The organism is Bordetella genomosp. 13 (assembly GCF_007679965.1).
Classification (GTDB): domain Bacteria; phylum Pseudomonadota; class Gammaproteobacteria; order Burkholderiales; family Burkholderiaceae_B; genus Bordetella.
Genome location: NZ_VEHL01000009.1, coordinates 246,339 through 260,512, shown reverse-complemented (window position 1 = coordinate 260,512; position 14,174 = coordinate 246,339). Strand labels below are relative to the sequence as shown.

The following is a 14,174-nucleotide window of genomic DNA, read 5'->3' as shown; positions in this document are numbered from 1 at the left end:
TTGCCTTTAGAAAACACGCCATTTTCTCATACCGCCGTGCCCAGCAACCTGCCCCTGTTCACCCAGCTGTTCGTCTTTCTGCTCCTGGCCGACCTGGCCGTGCGGCTGTGGCTGGCCTCGCGCCAGATCCGCCACGTCGCCCGCCATCGCGACGAAGTGCCGGCCGAGTTCGCGCCGCGCATCGGCCTCTACAGCCACCAGCGCGCCGCCGACTACACCGTGGCGCGGGTCCGCCTGGGCATGATCGAACGGGTGTACGACGCCGCCATCCTCGTGTGCCTGACCCTGCTGGGCGGACTGCAATGGATCGACACGGGGCTGGGCCGCCTGACCGGCAGCGACATGCTGCGCCAGCTGTTGCTGCTGTTCTCGGTGTTCGGCCTGCTGGGGCTGCTTGGGCTGCCCTTCACGCTGTGGCGCCAGTTCCGGCTCGAGGGCCGCTTTGGCTTCAACCGCATGACGCCCGGGCTGTTCGTCAGCGATGCCGCCAAAGGCATCGCCGTGGCGCTGGCGCTGGGCGTGCCGCTGGCCGCCACCATCCTGTGGCTGATGGCCGAGGCCGGTGCCTACTGGTGGCTGTGGGCCTGGGGCCTGTGGACGGCGTTCAACCTGCTGCTGCTGTTCATCTATCCCACCTTCATCGCGCCGCTGTTCAACAAGTTCACGCCGCTGACCGACCCCGAGCTGGCCGACCGCATCCAGAAGCTCGCGCAACGCTGCGGCTTCGCGCTGAACGGCCTGTTCGTCATGGACGGCTCGCGCCGCTCGGCGCACGGCAACGCCTATTTCACCGGGTTCGGCCGCGCGCGCCGCATTGTGTTCTTCGACACGCTGCTGTCGCGCCTGAACGCCGACGAGATCGAGGCCGTGCTGGCGCACGAACTGGGCCACTTCGCGCGGCGCCACATCGTCAAGCGCATCGCGATGAGCTTCGCGGGCGCGCTGCTGTTCTTCGCGCTGCTGGGCTGGCTGTCGCAGCAGCCCTGGTTCTACGTGGGCCTGGGCGTGGTGCCGCGCCTGGACGGCCCCAACCACGCCATGGCGCTGCTGCTGTTCTTCCTGGCCGTGCCGGTCTTCACCTTCATGCTCACGCCCGTGGCCAGTTGGTACTCGCGGCGCGACGAGTTCGAGGCCGACCGCTACGCCGCCCAGCAGGCCTCGTCGAATCAACTGGTCTCGGCGCTGGTCAAACTGTACGATGACAACGCCGCCACCCTCACGCCCGACCCCGTGCACTCCGCCTTCTACGACAGCCACCCCCCTGCCGCCGTGCGCATCCGCCACCTGACGATGGCCGCATGAGCCGCAGCACCGCCACCGCGCGCCGCACGAAGGCCCGCCCGCCGGCCAGCCAGGCCCGTACCGGGGCACGCCGCGTGAAGACATGCCCGTGAACCTGCAAGGCCAATCCCGCCATGCAAAGGGCTCGGCGTCGGACCCGGGTCTCGAAGGCCGCGTGATCGCCGCGCATGGCCGCCACTACATGGTGGAACTGCCCGACGGCAGCATGCGCCAGTGCTTTCCGCGCGGCAAGAAAACCGGTCCGGCGGTGGGCGACCGCGTGCGCGTCACGCTGCAGGGACGCGACGAAGGCGCCATCGACGCGGTGCTGCCGCGCACCAATCTGCTGTACCGCTCGGACGAGATGCGGTCCAAGCAGTTCGCGGCCAACGTCGACCAGCTGCTGATCGTGGTGGCGGTCGAGCCCACCTTCTCCGACGACCTCACCGGCCGCGCGCTGGCGGGCGCCTGGAGCGTGGGCATCAGCCCAGTCATCGTGCTGAACAAGATCGACCTGGCCGGCGGCCTGCCGGCCGCGCGCGCCCGGCTGGCGCCGCTGCGCGCGCTGGGCGTGCCCATCGTCGAACTGAGCGCGCACGACACCGACGCCGCGCGCCGACAGCTTGCGCCCTTGCTGGCCGGCCGCACCAGCCTGCTGCTGGGCCAGAGCGGCATGGGCAAGTCCACCCTGCTGAACACCCTGGCGCCCGAGGCCCAGGCCGCCACGCGCGAGTATTCGACGGCGCTGGACATGGGCCGCCACACCACCACCAGCACGCGCCTGTATCACCTGCCCGCGCCCGGCGGCGACCTGATCGACTCCCCCGGATTCCAGGCCTTCGGCCTGCAGCACCTGACGCGCGAGGACATCGTGCGCGGGTTTCCCGAGTTCCTGCCGCACATCGAGCATTGCCGCTTCTACAACTGCAGCCACCGCCACGAGCCGGGCTGCGGCGTGGTGGCGGCCCTGCAACGGGGCGAGATCGACGCGGGCCGCTATGCGCTGTACGGCCGCATCCTGGAAGAGAACGAGGCGGGACAGCAGCGGTATTGATCCTGGGAACGCGGCGCGGGCCGGCCGTTCGTGCGGCAGGCCCGCCTGCCGGGATTCAGCTGACGCAATTCTGGTGCGGTGCCGCCCAGGCGGCCGCGTCCCGCGCCCAGCCCGGCGTGGCATCCGGCCTCCGCCGCGACGTCAGCGCAGCGATGCGCGCAAGGCGTGGTACAGGTTGCGCAGCATGCCCGCCGTGGCGCCCCAGATGAAGTACTTCTCCCAGGGCATGGCGTAGTATTGCCGCACCCGGCCATCGGGCAGGCTCGCCTGGTACAGGCGATGGTTGGCCGGGTCCATCAGGAACGACAGCGGCACTTCGAAGATCTCGGCCACCTCGAAGGCATCGGCCACCAGGGTGAAGCCCGGGCGCACCAGCGCGGCCACGGGCGTGACGGAAAAGCCCGTGGAAGTGTCGTAGGCGGGCATGGTGCCCAGGATCTCGACGTACTCCTGTCCCAGGCCGGTTTCTTCCTGTGCCTCGCGCAGCGCGGCGGCCACGGGCGACGCGTCGTCGTCCTCGATGCGGCCGCCGGGAAAGCTGATCTGGCCGGCGTGGTCGTGCAAGTGCGCGGCGCGCTGCGTCAGCAGCACGCGCACGCCATCCGGCCGCAGCACCATCGGGATGAGCACCGCCGCCAGCACCGGCTTGCCTTCGCGGCCCGGATAGCGCACCTCGCTGGCCACGATGCCATCCTGCTCCCAGGGCGCCCGCGACTGCCAGCCGCGCCGCAGCGCGTCGGCCGTCAGCCGCTCGGCCGCGATGGCGGGCAGGCCCTGGTCGGCGACCCGCCACGGCTGGGCGGCAGGATCGAAGCCAGGGCGGACCAGCGGGCGGCGGGGGCGGGAAGTAGAAGAATCCGACATACCGGAAGCAGCGGGGTCAGGAACGAAAGCCGGGATCGGCAATGGAAAAGGCACCCCGCGAGGTGCCTCTTGAGCCCGCCCGAAGCGGGAGTTGCTTGGCGCACTGCACGGGGTGTCGCGTAACGGGCCGGCACGCCAGGCGTGCCGCATCCCGATACGATACCCCAGGCATTTATGCCGCCTTGGGGGCCTTGATGACCAGCTTTTCCTTGATGCGAGCCGACTTGCCCGAGCGGTTGCGCAGGTAGTACAGCTTGGCGCGGCGCACGTCACCGCGGCGCTTGACTTCGATCGAAGCGATTTGCGGCGAGTACAGCTGGAACGTACGCTCGACGGCTTCGCCGGACGAGATCTTGCGCACGATGAAGGACGAATTCAGGCCGCGGTTGCGCTTGGCGATGACGACGCCTTCGTAGGCCTGGACGCGCTTGCGCGTACCTTCGACCACGTTGACGTTGACCACCACGGTGTCACCGGGGTTGAAGTCGGGGAAGGCTTTGCCGCCGGTCAGGCGCTGGATTTCTTCCTGTTCCAGGATAGCGATGAGGTCCACTTGAACTCCTAGTTCATCATGTCTTTCGCGCGAGACTTTGCCGTAGATGTTTTGCCTGGGTTTCCGGACGCAGCCGAAGACGATGCCATCGGCGCCAGGGATCCAGGACTTTAATGCGCGAAGCAGAGGATGAGATTTGGCAAACCAGGCATTCTACCGCAAAAATGCCGGATGATCCTGCTTGTATGCAGGGTGATGCCTGCGCGCTACGGTATGGCAGGCAACACGCACGTTTCCATCGAACCGACCTACAGGCAGGAGAACCTTACTTGGATACCGCACAGCACGAATTCGCCCAGGCCCTGGTGGGCGCCTACCGCACCGGCACGGTGCTGGACGCCGCCCTGTGGCAGGACAGCGTGAAAGGCGAGCAGGCGGCGTACGCCGTGCAGGATGCCGTGGCGGCCGAACTGGGCTGGTGGCGCGCCGGGGAGGTCGCCCGGTACTGGAAATCCGGCGGCCCGACGCGCAGCGCCACGCTGACGCACGCGGGGCTGCCCCCGGACGCCGTGCGCGGCAATGGCGCCGAGTATTCGGATCTGCGCCTGCACGCCCCGGGCGTCGAGGCCGAGGTGGCACTGCGCCTGGTCCGGGCGGTGACGCCCGATGAGGCCGCCCTGCTGGCCGAGGACGCGGTGGACGGCCTGATCGACGCCATGACCGTGTCGGTGGAACTGGTGGATTCGCGTTTCGAGCAGGCCTCGCAAGCGCCCGCGCTGCTGCGCCTGGCCGACTGCCAGTCGCACGCCGGACTGGTGCTGGGCGACTGGATACCCTATGCGCGCCGGCCGTGGCACCAGCAGGTGTGCGAAGTGCGCATCGACGACGGGGCCGCGCAACTTCATATGGGGACGCACTCGTTGGGTGATCCCGCCTGGCTGCTGCCGGCGTGGCTTCGGCACCTGACCCGCCATGGCGCGACCGTGCCGGCAGGAACGGTCGTGACGACCGGAACGTGGAACGGGGTGCATGCCGTGCAGCCCGGCATGAAGGTGGACGTGGCCTTTCCGGGGATAGGGGCCATCAGCCTGCGGGTGTGAGGCGGCCGCCCGGGAGAACGGAGGTTCAGGCGCGGTGGTGAAGCGACGTTGGGAGGCCGTTGAGCGACCGTCCGGCGTTCAGAACCCCGCCGCGGCGCCCAGCCACATCAGGCCGGGGATCAAGGCGCCCCACATGGCCACCAGCAGCACGTCGATGACCATGCGGCGCACGCCCAGCGCCTGGACGGTGGACAGGTTGCGCACGTCGCCCAGGGCGGCATCGGAGGACGGCCGCTTGGCATCGGACGATGCAACCGGCGCGCAGACGGGCACCTGCGGCACGGGCATCTGGACCGCTCGGGGCGCCTGTGGCGGGTCAACCGGCACGGCGGGCTGCACGGGCGGGAACGGCCACTTGCGCGCCGCCGCCGTGTCCGGCAGGGTTGACACGGCGCCGAACAGCCCCGCGGCCTGGATGGCCTGGGCTTGCGCCCGCACCCGCCCCCGGCGCGCGGGAATGCCGAGCAGCGAGCCCACCCGGCCCGAGCCCGCGAACAGCCGGCGTACGGCGGCACCGTTGATCGGTGCGAGAACGGCGGAAGACAGCGTGGCGATGGTCATGGTGGAGCTCCTGGCTAGGCGGCGTGTTGTCGTGTTGTGAGGTGTCGGAACTGCTGCGTCGGGAAATGCGAATGCGAAGGCAGACGTGAAGATGCGAGGCGTTTCAGTCGAACAGCGCCAACTGCCCTGCTCGCTGCGCCTGCACGGCCAGCGTGGCGGCGGCAATGCGGCGCACGCCTTCGTGGAAGTGCACGGGCTGGGAGTCGCCGCGCCCTGCCCTTTTCAAGGGCACGGCAGGCGGCTCGGGCGCCACGAACTGGCTGCAATCGAGCTGCGGCCGCATGGCATTCAGGCCGAACTTGCGCACCGCCAGCGTGTAGCGCTGGCGCAGCAGGTCCGCCCAGACGCCGGTGCCGCGCATGCGGGTGCCGAAATTGGGATCGTTGCGGCGGCCTTCGCGCATGTCTTCGACGCGATGCAGCACGCGCTGGGCGCGATCCGGGAAGTGCGCCTGCAGCCATTGTTCGAACACCTCTTTCACTTCCCAGGGCAGCCGCACCACGGTGTAGCCGCTGAAGCGGGCGCCGGCGTTGGCGGCCTCTTCGAGGATGGATTCGAGGAATTCGTCGTTGATGAACGGAATGAGGGGCGAGGCCAGCACGCCCACCGGCACGCCGGCCTGGGCCAGCGTGCGCACGGCCTGCAGCCGGCGCCACGGCGCGGAGGCGCGGGGCTCGAGCGTGCGGGCCATGTCGGCGTCCAGCGTGGTGATGCTGACGAAGGCCATGACCAGGTTGCGTTCGGCCAGGGCGCGCAACAGGTCGAGGTCGCGTTCGATCAGGGCGTTCTTGGTGACCAGCGTGACGGGATGGCCCGTGTCCAGCATGACCTGCAGCAGGTTGCGCGTGAGGCGCCAGGTGCGCTCGATGGGCTGGTAGATGTCGGTGGCCGAACCCAGGTTGATGGGCGCGACGCGGTAGCCGGGCTTGGCCAGCTCGCCGCGCAGGACCTCGACGGCATTGGCCTTGGCCACCAGCTTGGTTTCGAAATCGAGCCCGGGGGAGTAGCCCAGGTAGGCATGCGTGGGCCGGGCGAAGCAATAGACGCAGCCGTGTTCGCAGCCGCGGTACGGATTGATGGCGACCTCGAACGGGACGTCAGGCGAATCGTTGCGGGACAGGATGGACCGGGCCTGTTCGGCCCGGACCTCGGTGCGCAGGGCGGCAGCGTCGGGGAACATGTCGGCCGCTTCGTCCGGCGCGGTGCGCTCGGTTTCTTGGAAGCGGTGACGAACATTAGTAACCGCACCCCGACCGCGCAAGGCGGCGGGGGCGGCAGCCGGGGACCCAGAACCGGCGGAAAAAGAATGATCGGTGCTTGCCATGAAAGCACTGTACAAAAACACAGTACTTTTGGCAAGCCCCGCGATGCGATCAGGCGACGCCCCAATTTACCCCAAGACGGCCGACGCCGTACGGAAATGATTCCAGCCGTCCCGCCGCCCCCTGCAAACCGGCCGGAAAGCCGCGCCAGGCAAGGGTTTGGAGGAAAAACAACAGCGCCTTAGCGCAGCATGCCGGCCGCCGCCGTCTGGTGCGTGGCCTCGTCGATCAGGATGAAGGCGCCGTTGGCCGGCAGCGCATCGTACCGGTCCACCGCCAGCGTCTCGCGCGTGGCCAGCACCACCCTGCCGATGTCGTTCATCGACAGCGTGCCGCCCGCGTGCGCGATCTCCTGCAGCTCGTGCACGTCGCGTTGCGTGCGTACCTCGCGGATCTTCGCCGAGGTCAGGCGCGTACCGTGCTTGAGCAGATAGCGCCGCGCCGGGTTGAGCGGCTGCGCGTCCAGCCAGCACAGCTCGGCCTCGAACTCGCGGCCTGTCTGCGCCGGCGCATCGGGACGCACCAGCGTATCGCCGCGCGACACGTCGACGTCGCGGTCCAGCACCACGGTGACCGAATCGCCCGCCACCGCCTCATCCACTTCGACGGCGCCGCGCACCAGGCTGGCGACGCGCGCCTGCTGTCCCGACGGCTGCACCGCCACGGTGTCGCCCACGCGCAGCGAGCCGCTGGCCAGGCGTCCCGCATAGCCTCGGAAATCGTCGGCGCGGTCGCCGCCATGCCGCAGCACCCACTGCACTGGCAGGCGCAGCGGCAGGCCGCGCCCGTCGTCGGCCACGACCAGCGTCTCCAGCAGCGCCAGCAGCGGCCGCCCCTCGTACCACGGCGTGCGCGGCGAGGCCGTCACCACGTTGTCGCCGTTCAAGGCCGACAGCGGCAGGATGTCGAAATGCGCCAGCCCCAGGCGTGCGGCAAGGTCGGCGTACGCGTCGCGGATGCGGTCGAACACCGCGCGGTCCCAGTCGACCAGATCCATCTTGTTGACGGCGACCACGATGTGCCGGATGCCCAGCAGCTTCGCGATCATGCTGTGCCGCTTGGTCTGCGCCAGCAGGCGGCCGTCGGCGGCGCGCGTGGCGTCGATCAGGATGATGGCGGCGTCCGCGGTCGAGGCACCGGTCACCATGTTGCGCGTGTACTGCTCGTGGCCCGGCGCGTCGGCGATGATGAACTTGCGCAGCGGCGTGGAGAAATAGCGGTACGCCACGTCGATGGTGATGCCCTGCTCGCGCTCGGCTTCCAGGCCGTCGGTCAGCAGCGAGAAGTCGATGCCGTCGCCCGCCACGCGCTTGTATTTCGCGCGCGAGATGGCGTCGAGCTGGTCGGCGAACACGCCCTTGCTGTCGTACAGCAGGCGGCCGATCAGCGTCGACTTGCCGTCGTCGACCGAGCCGGCGGTGATCAGGCGCAGCACGCCGTTGCCGGTGCCGTCCAGGAAGGATTCATTGATGGTGTTCATGCAGCGTCTCGCAATCTGTCTGGTGGGCTGGGGACGGTCAGAAATAGCCTTCGCGCTTGCGCCGTTCCATCGATGCCTCCGAGGTCTGGTCGTCCATGCGCGTGGCACCGCGCTCGGTGATGTCGGTGACCGCGGTCTCGGCGATGATGGCGGCCGGGTCGGCGGCGTCGGACGCCACCGGGCAGGTGCACGAGATGTCGCCCACCGTGCGGAACCGCACCGGCAGCCGCTCGACCACCTCGCCGTCGGCGGGCGGCGTCAGCGGCGTGACGGGCACCAGCAGGCCGCGCCGGCGCACCACGTCGCGCGCATGGCTGTAGTAGATCGGCGGCAACGCCAGGTTCTCGCGCTGGATGTACTGCCACACGTCCAGCTCGGTCCAGTTCGAGATCGGGAACACCCGCATGTTCTCGCCCGGATGCACGCGCGTGTTGAACAGGTTCCACAGTTCGGGCCGCTGCGCCTTCGGATCCCACTGGCCGAACGAATCGCGGAACGAGAAGATGCGCTCCTTGGCGCGGGCCTTCTCCTCGTCGCGGCGCGCGCCGCCGATGCAGGCATCGAAGCCGAATTCCTCGATCGCCTCCAGCAGCGTCACCGCCTGCGCGGCATTGCGCGAATCCGTGGCGTGGCGCAGCACCACGCTGCCGCGCCGGATCGAGTCCTCGACGCTGCGCACGATCAGGGTCTCGCCCAGCTCGGCCGCGCGCGCGTCGCGAAACGCGATCACTTCGTCGAAGTTGTGGCCGGTGTCGATGTGCATCAGCGGGAACGGGAAGCGGCCCGGGCGGAACGCCTTCTCGGCCAGGCGCAGCAGCACCACCGAATCCTTGCCGCCCGAGAACAGCAGCACGGGTTTCGCGCACTCGGCGGCCACTTCGCGCAGGATGTAGATCGCCTCCGACTCCAGCCAATCCAGATGGCTGCGATGGGTCACGACGGACATGGTTGTTTCCTCAGATCGAATCGAATTCTTGGTCGCGTGCCGGAAAGCCTTCAGCGCGATGCCACGGGAATGACGCGGTTGCCCGCATGCAGGCCGCACTCTTTCGAGTCGGCCTGCTCCCACCACCAGCGCCCCGCCCGCACGTCCTCGCCGGGGCGGATCGCGCGCGCACAGGGCTCGCAGCCGATGGACGGGTAGCCCTGATCGTGCAGGGGGTTGTAGGGGATGTCCAGCGTGCGGATCAGGTGCCAGACCTCCGCCTCGCTCCAGGCGGCCAGCGGGTTGTACTTGCGCAGCCCGAAGACGGTGTCGTCCTCGGCCTCGGGCAGTTCGCCGCGCGTGGCGGCCTGCTCGCGGCGCTGGCCGGTCAGCCAGGCGCCGCGGCCGGCCAGCGCGCGCCGCAGCGGCTCGACCTTGCGGATCCGGCAACAGGCCTTGCGCAGGTCGACGCTTTCGTAGAACGCGTACGCGCCGTGCTCGGCCACGTGCGCGGCCACGGCGTCCGCTTCGGGGTGCCAGACGCGCACGGCGCGGCCGTAGCGGGCCTCGATGCGCGGCAGCACCGCCAGGGTCTCGGCGTGCAGCCGGCCGGTGTCCAGCGTGAACACCTCCAGCGGCAGGCCGCCCTGGAAGATGGCGTGCGTCAGCACCATGTCCTCGGCGGCCAGCGACGAGGCCAGGGCCGCGTCGGGATGGCGCAGCGCGATGTCCTCGAGCGTGTCGCGCAGCGTCGCCCAGCGCGCCGCGACGCGCGCGGCAAGGTCGGCGGACGGCGGCGCCACATCGCCTGCGCGCGGCGCGGACGATGGGTCCGGCCGAGGCGACGGGGCCGGGTCGAGCGCGTGCCCCGTTCCCGTCGGACGGCTCGGCTCCAGCGATGAGGTCTTTCCGCTCGTCTGGCTCATTGCGCGGCACCGGGATGCGAGGCGTAGACCGTGGCGCGGCGCGGTTGCGCCAGCAGGATGTCGCCCTCTTTCAGGCCCAGGCCACGGAACAGGCTTTCGGGCAGCTCGGCCTCGATCACGGCGTCCTGATCCAGGCGGCGCAGCTCCAGGCAGGCGCTGGGACCGGCCAGGTACACGTGGCCCAGCTTCACGCGGATGCCGTTGCCCGTGCCGTCGTCGCGGGCCAGGTCGATGTCGTGCGGCCGCACGTACGCGATGGCCGGCACGCGCTCGTCCTGCGGCAGCGCCGGCGCCGCCAGCGAAATGCCTCCGGCCTGCCAGACGCCGCGCGCGGCATGGCCGTGCAGCGTGTTCACGTCGCCCAGGAAGCCGTGCACGAACGGCGTGGCGGGACGCTCCCACACCTCGCGCGGCGAGCCGACCTGCTCGATGTGGCCGCCGTTCATCAGCACCACCCGGTCTGCCACTTCCAGCGCTTCCTCCTGATCGTGCGTGACGAACACGCTGGCCACGTGCAGCTCGTCGTGCAGGCGCCGCAGCCAGCGGCGCAGTTCCTTGCGGACCTTGGCGTCCAGCGCGCCGAACGGCTCGTCCAGCAGCAGCACGCGCGGCTCCACCGCCAGCGCGCGGGCCAGCGCGATGCGCTGGCGCTGGCCACCCGACAGCTGGGCCGGATAACGGTCGGCCAGCCAGTCCAGCTGCACCAGGCTAAGCAGCTCGTGCACCTTGGCGCGTATCTTCGCCTCGGGCGGACGCTGCGCGCGCGGACGCACGCGCAGGCCGAACGCCACGTTCTCGAACACGGTCATGTGGCGGAACAGCGCGTAGTGCTGGAACACGAAACCGACCTGGCGCTGGCGCACGTCCACGTCGGTGGCGTCCTCGCCCGAAAACAGCACGCTGCCCGAATCGGGCGTTTCCAGGCCGGCGATGATGCGCAGCAGCGTGGTCTTGCCACAGCCCGAGGGGCCCAGCAGCGCGACCAGCTCGCCGGTGTCGATGCGCAACGACACGTCGTCCAGCGCGCGGAACGTGCCGAATTGCTTGGACAGGTTCTTGACTTCGATGCTCATGGTGCCGCTTCCTCCAGGCGTGCGGGCAGCGCGGCGGCGGGATGGGTGGCGGACGGGCGGACGGGCGCGGCGCGCGCGGGGCGCGCGCCATGCCACTCCACCAGATTCTTGGCCACCAGGGTGACCAGCGCCAGCAAGGCCAGCAGCGAGGCCACCGCGAACGCCGCCGCGAATTGGTACTCGTTGTAGAGAATCTCGACGTGCAGGGTCATGGTGTTGGTCAGGCCGCGGATCTTGCCGGACACCACCGACACCGCGCCGAACTCGCCCATGGCGCGCGCATTGCACAGGATCGCGCCGTACAGCAGGCCCCACTTGATGTTGGGCAGCGTCACGCGCCAGAAGATCTGCCAGCCGCTGGCGCCCAGCGTCAGGGCGGCCTGCTCTTCCTCGCTGCCCTGCGCCTGCATCAGCGGGATCAGTTCGCGGGCCACGAAGGGAAACGTGACGAACAGCGTGGCCAGGATCAGGGCCGGCAGGGCATAGACGATCTTCAGGTCGTGGTCCTGGAGCCAGGGGCCGAACCAGCCCTGCGAGCCGAACAGCAGCACGAACACCAGGCCCGCCACGACCGGCGACACCGAGAACGGCAGGTCGATCAGCGTGATCAGCACCTGCTTGCCGCGGAACTGGAACCTGGTGACGGCCCAGGCCACGGCCACGCCGAACACGAGATTCACGGGTAGCGCGATGCCGGCCACCAGCAGGGTCAGCTTGATGGCCTCCCAGGCGTCGGGCTCGGTGATGGCGGCCAGGTACAGCTCCCAGCCCTTGCGCAAGGCCTCGGTGAACACCGCGGCAAGCGGGACCAGCAGGAACAGCGCCAGGAACGCCAGCGCCAGCACGATCAGCACGCCGCGCACCCAGAGGGGTTCGGACAGATGCGGGGGACGCGGGGCGGCGTTCATCGCGGCCTCCTGGCATGAAGAATGTGGGAACGCGTCATGCCGATCTCCCGCCCCGGCGCGACTGCCAGCCCTGCAGCAGATTGATCAGCAGCAGCAGCGCGAACGAGATCACCAGCATCACCGTGGCGATGGCGGCGGCGCCCGCGTAGTCGAACTGCTCGAGCTTGACGATGATCAAGAGCGGCGTGATCTCGGACACCATGGGCATGTTGCCCGCGATGAACACCACCGAGCCGTACTCGCCCACCGCGCGGGCGAAGGACAGCGCGAAGCCCGTCAGCAGCGCCGGCAACATGGCGGGCAGCAGCACGCGCCGCACCGTCTGCCAGCGGCCCGCGCCCAGGCTGGCCGCGGCCTCTTCGAGCTCGCGCTCGACGTCCTCCAGCACCGGCTGCACCGTGCGCACCACGAAGGGCAGGCCGATGAAGATCAGCGCGATGACGATGCCCAGCGGCGTGAACGCCACCTTCGTGCCGAAGCCTTCCATCAGCGGCTTGCCCAGCCAGCCGTTGGGCGCGTACAGCGCCGTCAGCGCGATGCCCGCCACCGCGGTGGGCAGCGCGAACGGCAGGTCGACCAGCGCGTCGATGATCTTCTTGCCCGGAAAGCGGTAGCGCACCAGCACCCAGGCCACGATGGTGCCGAACACCAGGTTGACCAGCGCGGCCAGCAGCGACGCGCCGAAGGTCAGCTGATACGAGGCCATTACGCGCGGCGAGGTCACGGTCTCCCAGAACCCGCCCCACCCCAGGCCCGCGCTCTTGATCGGCAGCGCGGCCAGCGGGATCAGTACCAGCAGGCACAGGTAGGCCACCGAATAGCCCATGGAAAGACCGAAACCCGGCAGTACGCCGGACCGGTTGCGCCGCAGACGGACGAGGGCTTGCGCCCCCACCGCCGGATTGGCTGCCGTCATGGCTGCGTCTCCATCCGTCGCGCTCCGGTCAGCGCTGCGGCTTGTAGACCTGGTCGAAGGTGCCGCCGTCGCTGAAGTGCTTCTTCTGCGCCGCCTGCCAGCCTCCGAAGATCGGATCGTCGATGGTGACCAGCTTCAGCTTGGGGAAGCGGTCGGCGTACTTGGCCGCCACGGTCTTGTCGATGGGACGGTAGAAATTGCGGGCGATGATGTCCTGCGCCTCGGGCGTATACAGAAAGTTCAGGTAGGCCAGCGCGGTTTCGCGGGTGCCCTTCCTGTCGACCACCTTGTCCACCACGGCAACCGGCGGTTCGGCCAGGATCGACAGGGGCGGCGCCACGATGTCGAACTTGTCCGGACCGAGTTCCTCGCGCGCCAGGAAGGCTTCGTTCTCCCAGGCCAGCAGCACGTCGCCCACGCCGCGTTCCACGAAGGTGGTGGTGGCGCCGCGCGCGCCGCTGTCCAGTACCGGCACGTGCTTGAGCAGCGCGCCGACGAACTCCCTGGCCTTCTCTTCGCTGCCGCCGTTCTTGTCCAGCGCATAGGCCCAGGCGGCCAGGTAGTTCCAGCGCGCGCCGCCCGAGGTTTTCGGGTTCGGGGTGATGACCTGCACGCCGTCCTTCAGCAGGTCGTCCCAGTCGTGGATCTGCTTGGGATTGCCCTTGCGCACCAGAAACACGATGGTCGAGGTGTACGGCGAGCTGTTGTTCGGCAGGCGCTTCTGCCAGTCGGCCGGCAGCAGGCCCTTGGCCGCGACGGCGTCGATGTCGTAGGCCAGCGCCAGCGTGACCACGTCCGCTTCCAGGCCGTCGATGACCGAACGGGCCTGGCTGCCCGAGCCGCCGTGCGACTGGCGGATGGTAAGCGCGACGCCCGCCTTTTCCTTGTATTGCTTGATGAAGGCATCGTCGATGGCGCGGTAGAGTTCGCGCGTCGGGTCGTACGACACGTTGAGCAGCGCCTGCGTTTTCTGCTGGGCCTGCGCGGTGGACGCGCCGATCAGCGAAGCGGCGGCCAGGGACAACGCCGCGGTGAGGAGTCCAAGCTTTTTCAGTCGCATACTTCCGTCCGTCTTTTCGAGTTGTGAGTAACTGGAGGAAAGTCTGACGGCGCGGGCTTCTGAACGGAACGAATGATTTATTCGTTGTTCATCGCTATTTGGAATATGCGGTGGGTCGCCATTATCCGGCAACCGCGGCATTATCGAACGCGCATTATTGGTACGTTCGATTCCGGCATTAACTCATGACGGACGGAAATATCCGCCGAGA

At 69.0% G+C, this 14,174-nt stretch carries 14 protein-coding genes; 3 read left to right on the top strand and 11 right to left on the bottom strand.

Translation table 11 applies throughout. From position 1 onward, the window contains the following. Window positions 1-54 precede the first annotated feature (54 nt). Together FS845_RS21255 and rsgA are read left to right on the top strand one after the other, a co-directional pair. Window positions 55-1,302, top strand: coding sequence for a M48 family metallopeptidase (locus FS845_RS21255; protein ID WP_409929325.1), 1,248 nt, complete (start codon window positions 55-57; stop codon window positions 1,300-1,302). A 181-nt stretch (window positions 1,303-1,483) separates the two neighbouring features. Further along, the gene (rsgA, locus tag FS845_RS21250) at window positions 1,484-2,335 is read left to right on the top strand and encodes a ribosome small subunit-dependent GTPase A (RefSeq protein WP_260986390.1); all 852 of its coding nucleotides are present in this window, start codon (window positions 1,484-1,486) and stop codon (window positions 2,333-2,335) included. Window positions 2,336-2,476: 141 nt separating this feature from the next. Here rsgA and FS845_RS21245 read toward each other — a convergent pair whose 3' ends face one another. Further along, window positions 2,477-3,199: a CoA pyrophosphatase gene (locus FS845_RS21245; RefSeq protein ID WP_144639061.1), complete on the bottom strand. Its 723-nt coding sequence runs from the start codon at window positions 3,197-3,199 to the stop codon at window positions 2,477-2,479. A gap of 172 nt (window positions 3,200-3,371) precedes the next feature. Beyond that, window positions 3,372-3,752: a 50S ribosomal protein L19 gene (gene rplS, locus FS845_RS21240; protein ID WP_144639058.1), complete on the bottom strand. Its 381-nt coding sequence runs from the start codon at window positions 3,750-3,752 to the stop codon at window positions 3,372-3,374. Between the two features lie 269 nt (window positions 3,753-4,021). Between rplS and FS845_RS21235 the strand changes: the two genes are divergently transcribed. Further along, the gene (locus FS845_RS21235; RefSeq protein ID WP_260986383.1) at window positions 4,022-4,792 is read left to right on the top strand and encodes a fumarylacetoacetate hydrolase family protein; all 771 of its coding nucleotides are present in this window, start codon (window positions 4,022-4,024) and stop codon (window positions 4,790-4,792) included. 78 nt (window positions 4,793-4,870) lie between these two features. Here FS845_RS21235 and FS845_RS21230 read toward each other — a convergent pair whose 3' ends face one another. The 9 genes from FS845_RS21230 to FS845_RS21190 form a co-directional block, all read right to left on the bottom strand. After that, complete coding sequence (locus FS845_RS21230) at window positions 4,871-5,353, bottom strand: hypothetical protein (protein ID WP_144639054.1); 483 nt, start codon at window positions 5,351-5,353, stop codon at window positions 4,871-4,873. 103 nt (window positions 5,354-5,456) lie between these two features. Next, complete coding sequence (locus FS845_RS21225; protein ID WP_144639052.1) at window positions 5,457-6,677, bottom strand: PA0069 family radical SAM protein; 1,221 nt, start codon at window positions 6,675-6,677, stop codon at window positions 5,457-5,459. Window positions 6,678-6,856: 179 nt separating this feature from the next. Continuing rightward, on the bottom strand, window positions 6,857-8,155 hold the full coding sequence (locus FS845_RS21220) for a sulfate adenylyltransferase subunit 1 (protein WP_144639050.1): 1,299 nt from the start codon (window positions 8,153-8,155) through the stop codon (window positions 6,857-6,859). A 37-nt stretch (window positions 8,156-8,192) separates the two neighbouring features. After that, entirely contained in the window at window positions 8,193-9,101 is a 909-nt protein-coding gene (gene cysD, locus FS845_RS21215) for a sulfate adenylyltransferase subunit CysD (RefSeq protein WP_144639048.1), read from the bottom strand. Window positions 9,102-9,151: 50 nt separating this feature from the next. Then, window positions 9,152-9,883: a phosphoadenylyl-sulfate reductase gene (locus FS845_RS21210; RefSeq protein ID WP_260986382.1), complete on the bottom strand. Its 732-nt coding sequence runs from the start codon at window positions 9,881-9,883 to the stop codon at window positions 9,152-9,154. Window positions 9,884-10,002: 119 nt separating this feature from the next. Then, window positions 10,003-11,079, bottom strand: coding sequence for a sulfate/molybdate ABC transporter ATP-binding protein (locus FS845_RS21205; protein WP_144639044.1), 1,077 nt, complete (start codon window positions 11,077-11,079; stop codon window positions 10,003-10,005). After that, window positions 11,076-11,987: a sulfate ABC transporter permease subunit CysW gene (gene cysW / locus FS845_RS21200; RefSeq protein ID WP_144639042.1), complete on the bottom strand. Its 912-nt coding sequence runs from the start codon at window positions 11,985-11,987 to the stop codon at window positions 11,076-11,078. The genes FS845_RS21205 and cysW overlap by 4 nt, the downstream gene beginning before the upstream one ends. Window positions 11,988-12,021: 34 nt before the next feature. After that, window positions 12,022-12,903 (bottom strand): sulfate ABC transporter permease subunit CysT, encoded by an 882-nt coding sequence (gene cysT, locus FS845_RS21195; protein WP_144639040.1) that lies wholly within the window; start codon window positions 12,901-12,903, stop codon window positions 12,022-12,024. A 28-nt stretch (window positions 12,904-12,931) separates the two neighbouring features. After that, entirely contained in the window at window positions 12,932-13,963 is a 1,032-nt protein-coding gene (locus FS845_RS21190) for a sulfate ABC transporter substrate-binding protein (protein WP_144639038.1), read from the bottom strand. Between the last annotated feature and the right edge of the window lie 211 nt (window positions 13,964-14,174).